Origin of the sequence: Clostridium culturomicium (assembly GCF_000821305.1) — a bacterium.
Taxonomy (GTDB): domain Bacteria; phylum Bacillota; class Clostridia; order Clostridiales; family Clostridiaceae; genus Clostridium_J; species Clostridium_J culturomicium.
In genome coordinates this window covers 29,434-45,761 of sequence record NZ_CCXK01000014.1, presented here as the reverse complement: position 1 = coordinate 45,761, position 16,328 = coordinate 29,434, and the positions used below count along the sequence as shown (strand labels likewise).

Annotated in this window: 15 protein-coding genes; 4 read left to right on the top strand and 11 right to left on the bottom strand. The window is 33.3% G+C overall.

Features of this window, described 5'->3' with window-relative positions; genetic code table 11:
- Nucleotides 1–356 precede the first annotated feature (356 nt).
- The 3 genes from BN1075_RS04135 to BN1075_RS04125 form a co-directional block, all read right to left on the bottom strand.
- Nucleotides 357–1,043: a hypothetical protein gene (locus BN1075_RS04135; RefSeq protein ID WP_040191832.1), complete on the bottom strand. Its 687-nt coding sequence runs from the start codon at nt 1,041–1,043 to the stop codon at nt 357–359.
- Between the two features lie 106 nt (nt 1,044–1,149).
- The gene (locus BN1075_RS04130) at nt 1,150–2,385 is read right to left on the bottom strand and encodes a DUF2812 domain-containing protein (protein WP_040191831.1); all 1,236 of its coding nucleotides are present in this window, start codon (nt 2,383–2,385) and stop codon (nt 1,150–1,152) included.
- A 1-nt stretch (nt 2,386) separates the two neighbouring features.
- Nucleotides 2,387–2,698 (bottom strand): PadR family transcriptional regulator, encoded by a 312-nt coding sequence (locus BN1075_RS04125; RefSeq protein ID WP_040191830.1) that lies wholly within the window; start codon nt 2,696–2,698, stop codon nt 2,387–2,389.
- Between the two features lie 380 nt (nt 2,699–3,078).
- Here BN1075_RS04125 and BN1075_RS04120 point away from each other — a divergent pair, with 380 nt between their 5' ends.
- Nucleotides 3,079–3,699, top strand: a complete 621-nt coding sequence (locus tag BN1075_RS04120) for a flavodoxin family protein (protein WP_040191829.1) — start codon at nt 3,079–3,081, stop codon at nt 3,697–3,699.
- Nucleotides 3,700–3,743: 44 nt separating this feature from the next.
- Here BN1075_RS04120 and BN1075_RS04115 read toward each other — a convergent pair whose 3' ends face one another.
- Together BN1075_RS04115 and pulA are read right to left on the bottom strand one after the other, a co-directional pair.
- Nucleotides 3,744–4,100 carry a hypothetical protein gene (locus BN1075_RS04115; RefSeq protein WP_040191828.1) on the bottom strand — a complete coding sequence of 119 codons (357 nt, stop codon included), beginning with the start codon at nt 4,098–4,100 and terminating at the stop codon, nt 3,744–3,746.
- Nucleotides 4,101–4,180: 80 nt separating this feature from the next.
- Complete coding sequence (gene pulA, locus BN1075_RS04110) at nt 4,181–6,202, bottom strand: type I pullulanase (RefSeq protein ID WP_040191827.1); 2,022 nt, start codon at nt 6,200–6,202, stop codon at nt 4,181–4,183.
- Nucleotides 6,203–6,577: 375 nt separating this feature from the next.
- On the opposite strand from pulA, the gene BN1075_RS04105 reads away from it, so the two are divergent.
- The gene (locus BN1075_RS04105; RefSeq protein ID WP_040191826.1) at nt 6,578–7,114 is read left to right on the top strand and encodes a DUF5662 family protein; all 537 of its coding nucleotides are present in this window, start codon (nt 6,578–6,580) and stop codon (nt 7,112–7,114) included.
- A gap of 58 nt (nt 7,115–7,172) precedes the next feature.
- On the opposite strand, the gene BN1075_RS04100 is transcribed toward BN1075_RS04105, so the two are convergent.
- From BN1075_RS04100 to BN1075_RS04080, 5 genes are all read right to left on the bottom strand, one after another.
- Nucleotides 7,173–8,363, bottom strand: a complete 1,191-nt coding sequence (locus BN1075_RS04100; protein WP_040191825.1) for a DUF2812 domain-containing protein — start codon at nt 8,361–8,363, stop codon at nt 7,173–7,175.
- A 438-nt stretch (nt 8,364–8,801) separates the two neighbouring features.
- Nucleotides 8,802–9,425 (bottom strand): VanZ family protein, encoded by a 624-nt coding sequence (locus tag BN1075_RS04095; RefSeq protein WP_040191824.1) that lies wholly within the window; start codon nt 9,423–9,425, stop codon nt 8,802–8,804.
- A gap of 48 nt (nt 9,426–9,473) precedes the next feature.
- Entirely contained in the window at nt 9,474–10,844 is a 1,371-nt protein-coding gene (locus tag BN1075_RS04090; protein ID WP_040191823.1) for a hypothetical protein, read from the bottom strand.
- A complete protein-coding gene (locus tag BN1075_RS04085; protein WP_040191822.1) occupies nt 10,820–11,728 on the bottom strand; it encodes an ABC transporter ATP-binding protein in 909 nt (302 codons plus the stop codon). The genes BN1075_RS04090 and BN1075_RS04085 overlap by 25 nt, the downstream gene beginning before the upstream one ends.
- Nucleotides 11,729–11,824: 96 nt before the next feature.
- Entirely contained in the window at nt 11,825–12,232 is a 408-nt protein-coding gene (locus BN1075_RS04080) for a GntR family transcriptional regulator (RefSeq protein WP_042386935.1), read from the bottom strand.
- A gap of 240 nt (nt 12,233–12,472) precedes the next feature.
- Between BN1075_RS04080 and BN1075_RS04075 the strand changes: the two genes are divergently transcribed.
- Nucleotides 12,473–13,543, top strand: coding sequence for a hypothetical protein (locus BN1075_RS04075; RefSeq protein ID WP_040191821.1), 1,071 nt, complete (start codon nt 12,473–12,475; stop codon nt 13,541–13,543).
- A gap of 362 nt (nt 13,544–13,905) precedes the next feature.
- On the top strand, nt 13,906–15,126 hold the full coding sequence (locus BN1075_RS04070) for a transglutaminase domain-containing protein (protein ID WP_052406376.1): 1,221 nt from the start codon (nt 13,906–13,908) through the stop codon (nt 15,124–15,126).
- Between the two features lie 137 nt (nt 15,127–15,263).
- On the opposite strand, the gene BN1075_RS04060 is transcribed toward BN1075_RS04070, so the two are convergent.
- The gene (locus BN1075_RS04060; protein ID WP_040191819.1) at nt 15,264–16,217 is read right to left on the bottom strand and encodes a LysR family transcriptional regulator; all 954 of its coding nucleotides are present in this window, start codon (nt 16,215–16,217) and stop codon (nt 15,264–15,266) included.
- Nucleotides 16,218–16,328: the final 111 nt, after the last annotated feature.

The window sequence follows — 16,328 nt, the reverse complement described above, 5'->3', positions numbered from 1 at the left end:
TTGATAAAGGATTATGGAAAAGACTCCCTTGATGGGAGCTTTTTTTTCTTCAATATTATAAAATGAGTTTCCAATAGCCTAAAATAAGCACGCTGTGAAAGCGACTAATAACAAATTAGAGGTTTGTGTTATCTACTTTTGTTTTAGAAAAAGCTTAGTGTTAGAGCGCTAAGCTTTTTTATTTAATCTTAATTCAAAATTTACTTGAAAATAAGTGGATATTTAAGATTTGATGTATTAATCATCAATAATTTCATCATTATTATCGCTATATATATCTTCAAAAATATAACATGGTTAACATTTTAAATACCTTACATGTAGTATTTAGTGTTTAAAACTGATAAATTTTAAAGTTAATTTGGAAACATCTGATCTAAATCGAATTCGAGGTCAGCTTCTTCAGCTGTAACCTTTGTGTAGCCTTCAGGAATAATGAAAATTTCCTCAGGATAGATTTCGCTAATTTCATTTACAGTTACGCCCAAAGGGTCAGGTAGTAAGTCAGTTGTTACAGACATACCAACTAGAGTTTTATCTTTAAAATAGTATTTGCAGTTTCCTACCGGGGTTTTATACTCTTCATAGAAAAGTTTTTCTCCTTTAAACTCTTCATTGTCAGATTTAATAAATTCTAAGTCATCTGTACCAGTGGTGAACAGGCTACTTTCATTAGATAGCGTTTCTTTAAACTCTTCATATTGGTCAGATAGATTAATGGTAATAACCTGTTGTTGAAAGTTATCTACAATATATAATTGTTTATCCTTAAGAATTACTTTTGTTTCAATGCCAACAGGCAGAAAATCGGGCACTTCAATTGCAATTTGCATGGCCATATTTTCGCCATCCATTGCAATATTTTGAAGCTGATTTACTTTCATGCCATCAGATTCATATTCGGTAGTACAGGAAATATAGGCTTTTCCATCTTCAAACATGTCAGTATAAGAGGTTGCTAATCTCTTTTCTTCACTTTTACAGCCGGTGCATAGTAGTACTGTCATAAGAATGGCAGTAATCAGGGATAAGAACTTTTTCATATAAACATCTCCTTAAGTGAACCTCCAAAAGTGACACTCCAAATCTTGATTTGGCTAAGGTGAACTTACTCCTTCGACTATTTGTGAGAAGGAGCTTATTTAAAAATTATTCTATTAACTTAAGTTTTTCAGAAATTACCTCTAGAATTTTATCAAAGTCAGCTTCCCCCGTGTAATTTACGTACATAACACCCTTACCGCGAGAGGCAAAAATCTTGCTTTTATTTTCACTGGCATAAAGGAGGTCAAAATCATTATTTTCAATTTTGGATATAACATCCACTGAAGTATTGGAATCATAATTATATTTTCTTACTTTGATTAAGTCTAAAAGTACATTATCAGCCATGGCTTCAAATCTAACTTGATAAAGTTCATTGTGAAGGAGAGGAGCATATACACTTGTACCATTGGCAGTTACTTTATCTATAAGTTCTTCGGTATTGCTGGACATCTCCTGAACTACACCTGTTTCATAAGAAGAGTAGTGAATAGGTGATAATGGACTCCATTCACGGATATACCAGTGAGTTGAATCTTCTTCAGTGAATTCAGGGTTATACCAGTCTATATAAGGCGTTTCTTCAACCTCACTGAGCATTACTATAGGTAGGGTTGATGATGCCTTAGGTATTGGCTCAATGCTGGTGCTGTTGATATTAACAGTTATAAGTAGAAACAATAATATTAAAATGTAGATTATATTTATAACAAACTCCATTTTAGGATTAAAAAATTGAGGGTGTTGCCAAGGTACTTTATGGTTTATAGGGTTTCCTTCAATAAGTGATTTTTTTAACTTAGCAATATATATATATTCAATTATGGTTTTATATACAAGCATAGCAGTAAAAGGTACCATAAAAAATAAATTCATAAATGCACCGGGGGAAAGCAGGTTAAAAAAGAGTGCTCTCTTTGTGAATATTGTTGAGTAAACAAGACCTAAAATTAAAAAAAAGCAAAGAATAACGAAAATACAACTTCTAAATAAATAATTATTTAAGGCTTTCAAGGAATATCCTTGCTCTATGGCATCGGTATGAAGCTCAGGTATGGAGCAATCCTCTGGAGAAGAAAAAATATAAAAGTTACTGCGATTGCAACAGAATTTCCAGCCACTTTCTTCATAAGCAGAAATTTGTTCATTAGGCATTGAGCCAGAAGAATAATAATCTAGTCTGTATCTTATTTTCTTAGGTATCTTTTTCTCAAAGGTAGCAAATCTAAAGCCTAATTTCTTTAAAATAAGTCCTTCTTCAGCCATATCAGAAAGCCAGCTTTCCATTTCACCAATCTGCCATCTATTGCAAGGAATTAATTTATAAACATTTTTACTCATATTAAATACCACCTTTTAAGATATTACCGTCTTCAACTAAAGATATAAGTCGTTGATATTCTTGAAGCAACGCTTCTTTTCCATCCTTAGTTATTTTATAGGTTTTTCTTCTTCCATCATCAGTTTCTAATACTATAAGCCTATCCTTAAGCATCCTTGATAAAACGCCATAAAGGGTTCCTGGTCCCATTTTTATACGGCCCTTTGATACTTCCTCGATAGTGTTCATTAATCCATAGCCATGGCTGGGATGCATTAGTGCAAGCAGGACATAGTACATTGCTTCGGTCATTGGACCACCGTTATAAGGCATGGATACACCTCCTATTCGCAAGTTAAAATATTTGCTTTAGTTATTGTTAAAGAATTTCTATATATGGTGATATATTTAAATTCATATACAATATACTATTATGTTATACGATATTATGTGTCACGATATATCGTATAACATAATAATAACTTCTTAGGAGTAAATTGTAAATAAGGAATATAAAATTATTTATTGCGAATTTCGATACATTTAAATGAAGATGGAGGTGTTTTTAATAAAGGTTATAACAGGAAGTTTAGAAGCTAAGGAACAGGGTTTAATTAGAAAATTTAAGTTGTTATTTTATTAGTACAAGGCATAGAAATAGGTATATAATTTAATTAGGTATTAATTTAAGTTGTGAAGATGGAGGTTTTAAGATGAAGGTTATGCTTGTTAATGGAAGCCCACATGCTAAGGGGTGTACTTACACAGGATTAAAGGAAATAGAGAAGGTACTTAATAAATATGGAATTGAAACTGAGATTTTTCAGGTAGGAACTCAGCCGCTTGCAGGGTGTATTGGTTGTAGGGCTTGTTATGAAACAGGAAGATGCTTTAGAGATGATAAGGTTAATGAATTCATAGATAAAATAGAAGATGTGGATGGATTTGTTTTTGGAACACCAGTCCATTATGCTTCAGCATCAGGAGCTATCACATCTTTTATGGATAGAGCTTTTTATAGTGGAAGCAGATTTATGAAGGGAAAGCCAGCAGCATCAATTGTAAGCTGCAGAAGAGGTGGGGCTAGTGCTACCTTTGATCAGATGAATAAGTATTTTACAATAAATCAGATGCCAGTGATATCATCTCAGTATTGGAATTCAATTCATGGCAATACTCCAGAGGAGGTTCAGCAAGACTTAGAGGGACTTCAGGTAATGAGAACTCTAGGTGAGAATATGGCATGGATTATAAGATGCATTGAAGCAGGAAAGGCTGTTGGAATTGAGTTTCCTGTTAAGGAGCCAGGAGTGAGAACTAATTTTATAAGGTAAAGAAAAAGCTGAGGCGATTTAATGCCTCAGCTTTTTCAGATAAATTAGTGATATATTAATGCAACTTCTCCACTGCCAATGACAACTATTGTGTAGCCTTCAGTGGCATAATCTAAGCTTACTTGTTGATGAACTTTATCTAATTTGTAATATAACTGTGCAGCATTTTCAGAGTTTAATACTATGATAGACATTGGTTCATCAAGGGTAACCAGCTTTATTAATACAGAGTAGCTTTTGGGATCATTAATTTTATAAAAGCCCTCTTTATAATTAGAAGATATGGGTGATTTAGTTGATGTATCTTGATTTACGTCTACTGGTTCTTCTGCAAGAGTGGTTAAGGTAGTGTTATACAACATTGATAAGGATAGAAGCATAGTTATAAAAGTTTTCTTCATGTAAGTCACCTCAAAAATTATTATTAGGATAGAGATGGCAGTTTATACAGAAGATTAAATTATATATTTCAAAGTTGATTTTAAAGTAAGTCGTAGAAGCTATCTTTATCTACTAAAATCATTGCTGACTTATCTGGAATTTTAATGTCACTACCTTTTATGATACGGATTGGTTCAAGACCAGCACGTTCTTTATTTGCAATAAGCACCCATTCTTCAGGCAGAGTTCCATCTTTAGGAGGAACTAAGGAAACTGATGCAGCTTCATCATTACTGTTGAAGATTAAAGCTATGGTATTCCACTCTTCCTTAGGATTTATAGTGTTTTCAAGAGTATATGCCACCACATTTTTAGGTATATCTATGATAAAATTCATATTCAAAATTGAGGTGGTTGTATTATCTCTAAAAGGTGAGAAGGCTTTTCTTATTTGCAAGAGCCCCTTATAGTATTCAGTTAAATCTTTGAAGGTTTCAACATTTTCCCAGTTGATGGCGTTGATGGAAGCCTTTGAGTTATAACTGTTGTGATCACCAAATTTAGTGCGGGCAAATTCTTCTCCAGCCTGCATAAAGGCCATACCTTGTGAGGTTAAATATAAAGCAGCTGCAAGTTGATTTTCAGCCACAAGCTCTTCATGATACTTATCATAATCCTCACCATTATTTTGTGATAATACTAATTTATCATAGAAGGTAAGGTTATCGTGGGCAGAGATATAGGTTACAACTTGAGATGGAGTTAAGGCCCAGCGGTTATCCCAGGAGAAGTCACGGTGCGCAATAGAAACGTGACCTGAAATTCCGACCTTAACCTTGGTTTCCATATCAGGAGCACCTTGAATGAAACCAGAATTATTTTTATCGGTGTCTGCTAATATTCTGCCAGGAATTATATCTCTGAAGTTATCATTAAAGCAGGAAACTCGAGGGCTTAATTCCTTAGCATTATCTTTGTTTGCTGATTTGTTTGGGAATCTTAAAGCGGAGGGGCCTCCACACCAAGGCTCACCATAGAGGAGAATATTTCTTCCACCAGGAAGATTATCGAGAGCTTCACGTATAAGATTCATGGTTTCAACATCATGGAGTCCCATTAAATCAAATCTGAAGCCGTCAATATGATACTCTGTTGCCCAATATATTAAGGAGTCTATGATATACTTTCTGCACATTGTTCTTTCGCTGGCAGTCTCATTACCGCAACCAGAACCGTTTGAGAAGGTACCATCCTCATTTTCGCGGTGATAATATCCTGGAACTGTTAAGTTAAACCAGGAAGTTTCACTTTCTGCAGTGTGGTTGTAAACCACATCCATAATAACTCCAATATTTTCACTGTGAAGAGCCTGAACCATCTGCTTAAATTCACGTACCCGTACATTTCCATCATAAGGATTAGAGGAGTAAGAGCCTTCTGGTACATTATAATTTTTAGGGTCATAGCCCCAATTAAAGGCTTCAGAATCAGGGTTAGTTTCATCTAAGAAACCTTGATCAAAAGCTGGAAGCAAATGAACGTGTGTAATTCCTAAGTCCTTTAAGTAATTAACACAGGTTTTAATTGTACCTTCATTATTTAAAGTTGAGTTTTTTTCTGTGAAGGCAAGAAATTTACCTCTATTTTCAGGAGAAATACCAGAATTAGGATTCCAGGAGAAATCTTTTATGTGAACCTCCCAAATGGCAGCATCAGTTTGTGCTCTGCAAATCTTTCTTTTATCATTTGCCCAGTTTTCAGGGTTAGTGGAAAATAGGTCAATAATCATTCCTCTATTACCGTTAACGCCTACAGCCTTTGCATAGATATCAACTACCTCGTTGGTTTGTCCATTTATGGTTACAAGGTAGGTATAGTATAGATTTTTACAATCGTAATAGCATTCATGCAGCCAAGTACCTTTAATATCTTTTATCATATCTACTATTCCAAGAGTCTTTGCACCAGGTTCATTATCACTTCCAGTAGTGTATAGTTTAAGCTTAACGCTGCTGGCTGTTGGTGCCCAAAGTCTGAAAGTAGTTTTTGCTGAAGTATAGGTTGAACCTAATATACCATCATAGGTTTCGTAATATTCGAAGCTTACATTAGAAAAATTCATTGAGTAGTTTACCCCGCTTTCTACTGTTGTTTAAATAAGAATACATACATATATTATACATTATGTAAATAAAAAGGAAATGTAAACTTAGGTATAAATATTTTATTGCTTCAAACTATATGAAGTGGAGAGAGGCTTTAATAAGTTTGATTTTAAAGAGAAAATGTTATAATGTATATAGAGGGAAATTAAGCTGAAATTTTTTAGAGATAGAAAAAGTTGATGTATTAGAAAGAGAGAATAAAATTATGGACAAACGCTATGAATTGAGTTATAAATTTCTATTATATGGCACATCTTTTAAAGATAATCCATATATAAAATTATAAAATGAAAATAAATAATGGGCTTTTGAGGAAGAAAGAGGGGGAGCAAATGAATTCAATTAAGCATTTTAATACAATTACAGCTCATAAGCTAATGGTTATGAAGCTTTGCTTTAAGGTTGGCTTATATAAGCAGGGTCTCCTTCATGATTTGTCTAAATATAAGTGGGTAGAATTTTCAGCAGGAGCAAAATACTATAAGGGAGATCAAAGTCCCAATGGTATTCAAAAGCAAAAGGAAGGGTATTCAGCAGCTTGGCTTCATCATAAGGGACGAAATAAGCATCATACAGAATACTGGATTGATTATGGAGATAAGATTGAAGAAGGTATGGTGGGAATGAAAATTCCGACTAAGTATGTGGTTGAAACTTTTATAGATAGAATTGCTGCTTCGAGGAATTATCAAAAGGAAAATTACAGGGATGATAGTCCATTGAAGTATTATAACTATGGTAAGAATTACAGCATTATGCATCCAGAAAGCAGAGCTCTCCTTGAAGAGCTATTACAAAAGCTGGCTGATGAAGGTGAAGAGGCAACGTTGAAATATATAAGAACAGAAATATTAAAAAATAAAAATTAAAGAAGGCAAAGGATATGCGTTTTATATCCTTTGCCTTTCTATATATCAAAAAGTATATTTATGATTTTGATACATAATTAATTAGTAAAGTTAGTTTTTCATCTATGGCCTTTAAAACAGTATCAATATCATCATCATAAAGGTAAGACAATGTAATTATTCCTTCATCCCTTGATGCGTAGATAAAATAGGTATCCTGAGACTTGTACATTTTTAAAATATCAAAGTCATTATATTGATTTGTATCCACAGAGATTGGAGTTAGTTCGGTTATTTTATTCTGTTGATCAATTAATTCTAAAAGATAATCATCTACCATTGATTCAAGACGGAGTTTATGGGAGGTAGATTTAAGGTATATGGTTTTCCATTCATTAGGTTCAATAAATACTCTAGAGGATTGAGAGGCGTCAAACTTTACGGGCATAAGAAGAGTGCTTTCTGAACGAGCCCAGGTTTCAGGACGAAATTTAAGTTCAGTGCCAGTAGACTCATATTTTATAGTACATATATCCTGTAGAGTTACAATAGGAAATTCTTCAAGGCTATCTTCAATATACTTATATTTTTCATAAAAAAATTGTTTGTACGGTAGTAAGAATAAGATTGAAATAATAACAAAAAAAATCGCTTTATAAAAAATTGAAAGATAACTTCTTAAATTCCAATCACAACTATGTACTATTGGAATGCCTTGCTCTAGGTGTTTTATGAGTCTTTTTATAAGAAAAGCTTCATAGAGTTCATAGAAGAATGAAATGCTAAGAAGAAAGAAAGCCAGCACATCCAGAACATTAAGCTCTAATAAATAAGTGTATAAATCAATTTTAGTAAAAAACGATGGCAATAGGATCAGAATAAAAAAGATAAGGAAGCATATTAAGATGTCTTTAATCTTTTTCTTATACTGAGGCTTAAGAAGGGCAGCCTGCTCTTCGGTTATGTTATATACCTCATTGGAGTTAAATTCATGAGGCGAAGAAAAAATATGAAAATTCATATAGGTGTTCACATACTTCCAGCCACAATTTTTATATTTATTAATTTTGCTTTCAAGCTCATCATCATTTTTTGTTGGAATCATATCTATCCTATAATGAGTATTGGATGGTTCACCTTTATTAAATTTAGTGAAATAACGGCCAAAGTTTTCTATAAAAAGTCCTTTAGAAGCCATTTTGCTTAGCCAAGTTTCAATAACTCCAATATTCCAAATGGAACAAGGAAGAAGCTTGTATCTCACATTCATGTATATAATCCTCCCAAGTAAAATGTATTGTTATGTGTATTATACCATATATTACAAGTTAATATAATGAAAATATCTTGGGTGGAGCAGGTAGATATATAAATGTTTGCGGGAAAATATGTATGCGAAATGGAAAGGTGGTATAATATGGGAAGAGGGAAATTGAAAGATAATAGGATTTAAATTGGAGGACGTATTAATATGAAGAAGATGAGTATTCTTCAAGGAAAGTTATAGATAAACTAAAGGGGTTAAATTTGAGAGGTAATAAATATTAATGGGGGATTAATTATGAAGGGAATAGTAAAGAAAATAATAGGTATACTTTCAAATCCAAGTGTAATTAAATGGAGAGTATAAAAACAAGGTGTCAGCTGGGGAGCTGGCACCTTGTTTTTATTTATTAATGGATAGGTAAAGAGGCATTTACATTTATCTTTAAAATATGAACGCACTTGTAAGTGCTATAACAATGTATACATAAGGCTCGAATTTTATAATTGCAGCGGTGTTGTAAGTTTGTACTGCTGTTTTTTCTGTAAGTTTACGGAAGGGGAATCTAAGTAGAGAGAATACAATCCAGCCTAAGGCAGTACCAAGGGTGTTCATTATTAAGTCATTGATATCTGATGCCCTATAAGAAACAAATAGCTGGCTTAATTCGATCATAAAAGAAAAGATTAATCCGTAACCTAGAGTTGGCAAGAAAGATCTAAATTTTCTCCATAGGGTTGGCAGTAAAAATCCAAAGGGCATAAAGAAGATTATATTAAGTATGGCTGAGATTTCTAAACCATCTTTAAAGGGAACCAGATTAAGTTCTGGATTAAAGATGGGTTTGTTTAAAGCAGCTAGTCTCTGCCATTCAGATAAGGAAGGAAAGCCCACCACTTCTTTTAGGGATAGAATTAAATATAGCATAAAAAGGTATCCGAAGAAGTAGTGCTGCCAGTTTATTTTCTTTTTATAATCTGTGCTAGTTTTCTTTAAAAAAAGGTTAAGCACAAAGATTAAGATAAATGAAGTTAAAATAGAATATATAAAGCTTTTAGCGTAGCTCATTAGTAGTCCTCCTTAAAATTATGGTAATAGTTAGTACACTATAGTAAGTTAATTTATTGGTGAATACACGGGCATAGAGATTTCTATACCATTTTCAGCTAAAAGAAATACATTTCCATAGTAGTTTCCGCCACTGGTTCCAATAAAATCTTTAAAATAGTTCTTATCCTTAAAGGCTTTAAACTGTCCCATAAATCCATAAGGGCTTAGGTAAAGTACCTTTTGATTTTTGTCATACTCATAGTTTAAATATAAAGTAGTTCCTTCAAGGGAAGCCGTTACCTTAGGATTAATAAATTTTGTTATATTAATTTCATTATGCATTTGTTCTGGTAGGTCATAACTTATTTCGAGACCTTCAACCTTGCTATCAAATCCGTAGAAGAATACATCACCATAGTCGTCAGCATTAATATCAACGATAGATATCTTATTGTCTTCAAATCTGCAGTTAGTCACAACCTTGATAGTATCGCCTTTTTTTAGGTGAGAAGCATCTACTGGAAGGTTGATATATTTGCTTGAATAATCCAGAGCCTCATTTTCAGAAGTAGAAATCTCTTGATTATAACCAGTATGATAGGTAAAGCCACCAAAGAGGAACATTGGAGCGACTATCATTAAAGCTATGACACAGCAGATGACAGCTATTGAGGTTTTGGAATATTTAGCATTAGAATTTTTAAAATAAACTGTATTTGCATTAATTATCCATGCAAGTCCAGAAAGGACTATCCAAAGAGTTATAGCTTTTATTGTAAAGATAATAAGGGAAGGCTCCTTCGTCCAAAAACTGATAATCTTCATTACGCTTTTTCCTAAGAATAAACTATTAAATAATAATAAAGGTATAATCACTAAAAGAGATAATCTAAAAAATAGAGACCATTTCCTATCTAAAGCTCCGATAAGCATTATTAATGAAATTGTTAAACATCCGTAGATAAAGTTTACGATAAAGCCCCATATTACGAAACCTAAGCTGAAGTCATAAGCAAAGTGTACATTTCCAGTGAAGCCACCAATGGCAGAGATTATTCCATATTGAGTAAGATATAAGACTAATGATAAAATAGATACCTTTAAAAAGAGAGAATAGTAATATAAGATATAGGATAAAAATCTGCTTTTGTTGGTTTGAGGTAAAACTTCATGTTCTCTATTGAATTTTTTGTACTCAAAGGCTGAAGCAATTACAGTTAATAGAGTGAAGAAGTAAATTAATTGACTATATGTGCTTAGACTTAAGTAGGTTATTTGGTCATTATAGTTAAATACTTGAGTACAAACTCCCATTAAATCAACAATAAATAAAAATATAGGTATAGTGAATAAAATTAATCTAGCTAAACGGAATTCTTTACTTTTTATTTTATAAAGGGTTAAAGCATTTTTTAGTTCTCTTCTGTCCATAAACATTCCATTCCCTCCTCGTAAGCATTGCCTGCCAGATAAACATATAATTCTTCAGGTCTGATTCTTGATAAGCTTAAGTTATGGTTCTTGGCAGCTGTCTGCACATTTTCAGTGATGTCTTCTTTTATTATCATGAAGCTGTGTAGTGGGCTGGTGCTTTTGTAAATTATATTTTTGTTTGAAGCAAAGGCATTTAAAGCCTCTTCAGCACCATCAACTCTGTAAGCTGAATCCCTGATGTTGTCGATATTATCGTGAAGTAAAACTTCACCTTTATTTATAATTATCAGCTCTGATAAGATATCCTCAAGTTCCGATAAAATATGGCTTGATATGATGATGGTTCTTGGATGCTCCATGTAATCACGAAGCAGAATTTCGTAAGCCGATTTTCTAACAGTAACGTCCATGCCAAGGATAGGTTCATCCATCATGGTGATTTCAGCACGGGTTGAAAGTCCGCAGATGAAGTTAAATAAGCTCATCATACCTTGGGAAAGACTTTTATATTTCGCTTTTGGATTTAAATTAAACAGCTTCATCAGCTTTTCTGCAAAGGTTCTATCGAATTTAGGATACATTAACTCATAGGAACCAATAATATTTTTTAGAGGCTGCTCAGGTGGGAGCTCCAAGTCGTGATAAGTGTATACTACGTTTTCAAGAACATTAAGGTTATCCATTGGTTCTTCACCAAGCACCTGTATGGCACCAGAAGTTTTATCTAGAAGTCCTGCAAGGAGCTTCATTAATGTGGTTTTTCCAGAGCCGTTAGTTCCAATAAGACCAATAAGTTCATTACTATTTATATTTAAATTAACATTTTTAAGAGCTGCCTTATCTTCGTAAGTTTTACACAGATTTTCTGTTGATATTACAATACTCATTATTTGTTATCCTCCTTATAAGTGAATATCCAAATCTTTGATTTGGTTAATATGAAGTTAAGTGAGAGTCTAAATCTATGATTTAGTTCCTCGAACTTACTCTTTAGAGCATTCCTTCGAATGAATATGAGAAGGCGTTTCCTCATAATATGACTGTATAGTTCGTAATACGTAGTCCTCTGGAAGATCCAGCTGTTTTGCTGTGGTTACAAGTTCCTCTACCATTTTTCCAAAGACCTCTTCCTTTCGTCTCATGATGACCTTCTCCTTTGCATTTATTGCTACGGTCATTGCCTGACCTCTTTGTTTTTCTAGGACACCTCTGGAAACCAGAAGGTTAATTCCTTTAGCTGCTGTAGCTGGATTAACTTTCAGTTCCTTTGCAATGATAAGCTGGGAGTAGCAGCTACAACCTTCTGAAAGCTTATCGTCGATTATGTCATCTTCAATAGCATCAGCTATTTGGACATAAATAGGTTTAAGACTATTTGCATCAATCTTCAAGGGTAAACCTCCATTCATTTTCGTTAGCACTATACTACATTACTCATGTAATGTGGTGTTGTACTATTAGTCTATGACGGCTTGTGGAAAATGTCAACAGTTTTATTACAAATAATTGGATAATGATTTTCAAGGTATGGTATAATGGTTATAAATTTAAAGCATTAAGGAAGTGACATAGAGAGAAGTTAATAGCTTCTCTTTCGTTGTTTATTTTATAGAGGATAGAGGTAGATTAAAATGAAGCAGTTAGAGACTTTTCTTAAGTTGATTATAATTGGTATTTTCACAGCCCTAATTAGGGCATATGGACAGGGTTTTATACCTATAGTGGAGGAACCATTGCTTTGGCCAAGCATCTTTGTAGATGGAGGCATTCAGTTCTTAGGTTTTCTTGCATTTGGAAGTGTCTTTTATACTGCAATTGCAGCCTTATTTTTATTGATGGATAAGAATATGAAGGGCAAGAGGATTTTTAAAGGATTAAAATTTAGTTTATTTTTAATCATAATATGGACAGCGTATTTATTAGAGCCACTGCCACATGTTACCGTTACAGACATGATTGCATATCCTTTAGTTGATGGTATGGCTTTATTATTTCTGGGTATTTTATCAGGACTTCTTCTTGGTACGAGGGATAAGGAAATAGCCTCAGTTGAAGGAGAGGATTACAGTGCTGTAAAGGATGTAGACAGTAGCAAAACCAATGAACTTGGTATAATTGTTGATAATATTTTGAGTTTAGCGGAAGAAGATATAGAAGGACAAGCAGTTGAACTAAAGCAAGCTGTAACCTTAACGCAAGATCAAGATAATGAAGAAGAATTTCAGGAAGAAGAAAAAGAAGAAGATGCTTTGAATATAGGTAAAGCAAAGGAGAGAAAAGGAAGTAAGGATAAGTTTTCTCCTTTAAATGTAATCATTATAGGACTTGTTTTTTTCCTTGTAAGAATTGCAATGTATAAATACTTCAGTATATATTCTTACTTTGGAACTCATGCTATTGAGACCTTAGTATGGGCAGTATTGACGGGACTATCTATTGGTGTTGTGTATGAAATGACTACAGGGTATATATGCAGAAAGACTTGGTATTTAAGATTTTTAATTTTTGGAGCTGTGTTTTTAGCTGTAATACTCATTGGTTTTAATGGATTTATGCCATTGATTTATAGAAGAGATATGGTTGATTTAGCAATTAGAACTATTGGGGATGTGGCTGCAATTATTGTGGCTGGAGGCATATGTATGCTATTTGATTTTAAAAGGAATGTAAGTAAGGCTTCAAAAGAGACATTCCAAAAGTGATGCTCCAAAGGGAATGCTCCCAAAGCGGATGCTCAAAAGTAGATGCTCCCCAAATGCTGCTTCAAAATTGATGCTCCAAAAGTGATGCTCCAAATCTGCGATTTGGTAAGCAGAACTTTCACAGAGTGCATCTATGATTCGATCAGAAGAACTTTCAGAGAGTACATCTATGAGTTATGTACTCTGACTTCCCCTTCAAGCACCCATAGGAATGAAATGAGAAGGAGTTTTCTTTAGTGGTATATTACATTGTGTAATAAAGTGAACAACTTTACAGAATATTTATATAAAGTTGGTAATATATTTTAAGTAAACTTTAAATCCATTTCAGTATAAAGAATAATTGTGTTTGCGGGGGAACAATGAAAAAGAATGATAGTAATTTAAAAGATGGGGTAATTATTTTAGGGTTACTTATTGCTATTTTTATAGTTATAACATCATCGCCAGTTCTTAAGAGAAATTTATCTAAGAATTTTAGCACTAATCTTAATAATATTAAAGCTTTTGTTGATGATAAGCTTAATTTTCAAGAGGCTTCAAATAGCATTGGTTATGTTGAAACCTATAAAGATTATTATGATATCGTGGAAGAAGCTTTGAATAATTATCAAAACAGTGTTACTGTTGGGGTGAAAAACTACGATACTAAGATTTTTAGTGATGAAGTATATCATAAGGCTCTAGAGAATAATCCAGTTGCAACTCCAGGATTTAGCTGTACCATATCTACAGAGAAACTTGGAACTACAACTATGGTTAGTTTTCAATTTCAGTATCCAGAGTCTAGACAAGTGCTGCTTAAAAAGGATCAAGAAGTAAGAGCGAAGGTTAAAGATATAGTTGCAGAAGTTACAACTCCAGATATGAAGGATTATGAGAAGGAAAAGGCTCTTCATGATTATTTGGTGAAAAATTGCAGATATGATGAAAGACTATATACTAATAATATGCCAGAGGAGTCTTATACTGCGTACAGCGCTCTTATTAATGGAGTGGCAGTGTGTCATGGATATGCTATTGCAATGAATCTTCTCCTTGAGGAAGCAGGTATTGAATCAATGATCATTACTGGCTATGGATGGAATGAAGAAAACAAGTCATATATAAGCCACGGATGGAATCTGGTTAAAATTCAAGGTGAGTATTATCATCTAGACCCAACTTGGAATGATCCAGTTATGGAGGCAAATAGTGAAGTGGTTAGTTATTCCTACTTTAATGTTACAGATGATCAAATGCAAAAAAATCATAGCTGGGAAAAGGGGAAGTACCCACAATGTAACACCTATGATTATACCTTTAATAATATTGGTTTTAAGGAATTTGATGACTATGGAAACGAGATTATTGTAGTTAAGAATTATGATAGCTTTTCCCAGGCAATTAAGGGCGATATAATACAAAGGAAACCTAACGTAACTTATAAGATTTTGAACTTTGATAATAATGCGGTAACCATAGAAGATAACATAAATAAGGCCTATGAGGAAGCTCAGACAGGAGGGGCGTACTCTTATTATTACAATATTGATGAAATGTTTTTATGTGGGTATGTATCCATTGAGTTTAAATGGGATTAATTTAAGAAAAGCACTACTTCAAGTAAGGATGAGAAGTAGTGCTCTTTTTATGATTATGAAGGCAGAAAATAGAAAGGGGTTATTAATATTCTTCAAGATTTTCACAGTGTTTTTTTGCACAATATATGGTTTAAATCTTATTTTGATGAAATAGTTCTAGCCTCCACAATCTTTAAAAATTCTGACATGGCACGAGTGACATATTTGGATTGCTTGTGGTAGAAATAGATATTTCTTTTTGCATAAGGGTCATCTAGTTTATAGAAGATTATATTTGGGTCAGGCTTAGTTTTATTAATTAAGGTATCACTGATAAAGGCTATTCCCATGCCATAGCAGGCTACGTTATAGGAGGTAATCTGTTGGTCAAGCTTTAGGATAACCTTTGGAGAAAGTCCGTGGTCCTCACAGATTTTTTCTGCACGACGTCTTGTATCATTCCCTCTTCGAAGGAATATGAAAGGGTCATTTTCAAAGAATTTTAAAGACACCGTTGGTGTTTCTTCTTTTAAATGTTTTTTGTTGATTATATCTTTATAAGTGAGCTGATATTTTTCAGCAGCCTTGTTGGATTCAAGTCTCTTTGGCACGGCTAGAACTAAGGTTTCATGAGCAAAAATCTGAGTTTTATAGGCAGGGTCATAGAAGTCATAGTTATCTATAACCAGATCTAAGGAACCATGAATTAGCATATTTTTCAAGGTTGCTGTGTCTGACTCAATGAGGTGGATTTTAACTAAGGGGTATTTATGGGTAAATTCTGTTATCAGTGGAGGCAGGATAAAGGAAGTAAAAAAGTTGCTGCCCCCAATGGCTAATTGACCTGTTTTTAATTCGTTTAAGTTATTAACATAGTTATCAAAGGAGTTTTGGATATCCATGATTTCTTCTAAGGATTTGATATATTGTTTACCCACGTCTGTAAGCTGAATAGGATTGGTGCTGCGGTCAAAGATTTGAGCACCGATTTTATCTTCAGTTTTTTTTATGGTTGCACTTAAAGATGGCTGGCTTACATAAAGGTTTTGGGCTGCTTTTGAGAAGCTTCTCTCCTTGTAAACCTCGTAAACATATTTCATAGAACTAAACATATATACCTCCACATTAAAGTTAAACTTAACTATTTAAGACTATTTACTGTTTTGTATACATTATACAATAAATGTCAAGAGATATACATATATGTTTATATAAATTATAAA

Excerpts from the sequence above, each read along its gene's own strand:
- BN1075_RS04075 (WP_040191821.1), top strand. The coding sequence starts at position 12,473 with ATGAAGCAGTTAGAGACTTTTCTTAAGTTGATTATAATTGGTATTTTC.
- BN1075_RS04105 (WP_040191826.1), top strand. The coding sequence starts at position 6,578 with ATGAATTCAATTAAGCATTTTAATACAATTACAGCTCATAAGCTAATG.
- BN1075_RS04120 (WP_040191829.1), top strand. The coding sequence starts at position 3,079 with ATGAAGGTTATGCTTGTTAATGGAAGCCCACATGCTAAGGGGTGTACT.
- BN1075_RS04090 (WP_040191823.1), bottom strand. The coding sequence starts at position 10,844 with ATGTTTATGGACAGAAGAGAACTAAAAAATGCTTTAACCCTTTATAAA.
- BN1075_RS04125 (WP_040191830.1), bottom strand. The coding sequence starts at position 2,698 with ATGCCTTATAACGGTGGTCCAATGACCGAAGCAATGTACTATGTCCTG.
- BN1075_RS04130 (WP_040191831.1), bottom strand. The coding sequence starts at position 2,385 with ATGAGTAAAAATGTTTATAAATTAATTCCTTGCAATAGATGGCAGATT.
- BN1075_RS04095 (WP_040191824.1), bottom strand. The coding sequence starts at position 9,425 with ATGAGCTACGCTAAAAGCTTTATATATTCTATTTTAACTTCATTTATC.
- BN1075_RS04085 (WP_040191822.1), bottom strand. The coding sequence starts at position 11,728 with ATGAGTATTGTAATATCAACAGAAAATCTGTGTAAAACTTACGAAGAT.
- pulA (WP_040191827.1), bottom strand. The coding sequence starts at position 6,202 with ATGAATTTTTCTAATGTAAGCTTCGAATATTACGAAACCTATGATGGT.
- BN1075_RS04100 (WP_040191825.1), bottom strand. The coding sequence starts at position 8,363 with ATGAATGTGAGATACAAGCTTCTTCCTTGTTCCATTTGGAATATTGGA.
- BN1075_RS04115 (WP_040191828.1), bottom strand. The coding sequence starts at position 4,100 with ATGAAGAAAACTTTTATAACTATGCTTCTATCCTTATCAATGTTGTAT.
- BN1075_RS04070 (WP_052406376.1), top strand. The coding sequence starts at position 13,906 with ATGAAAAAGAATGATAGTAATTTAAAAGATGGGGTAATTATTTTAGGG.
- BN1075_RS04060 (WP_040191819.1), bottom strand. The coding sequence starts at position 16,217 with ATGTTTAGTTCTATGAAATATGTTTACGAGGTTTACAAGGAGAGAAGC.
- BN1075_RS04135 (WP_040191832.1), bottom strand. The coding sequence starts at position 1,043 with ATGAAAAAGTTCTTATCCCTGATTACTGCCATTCTTATGACAGTACTA.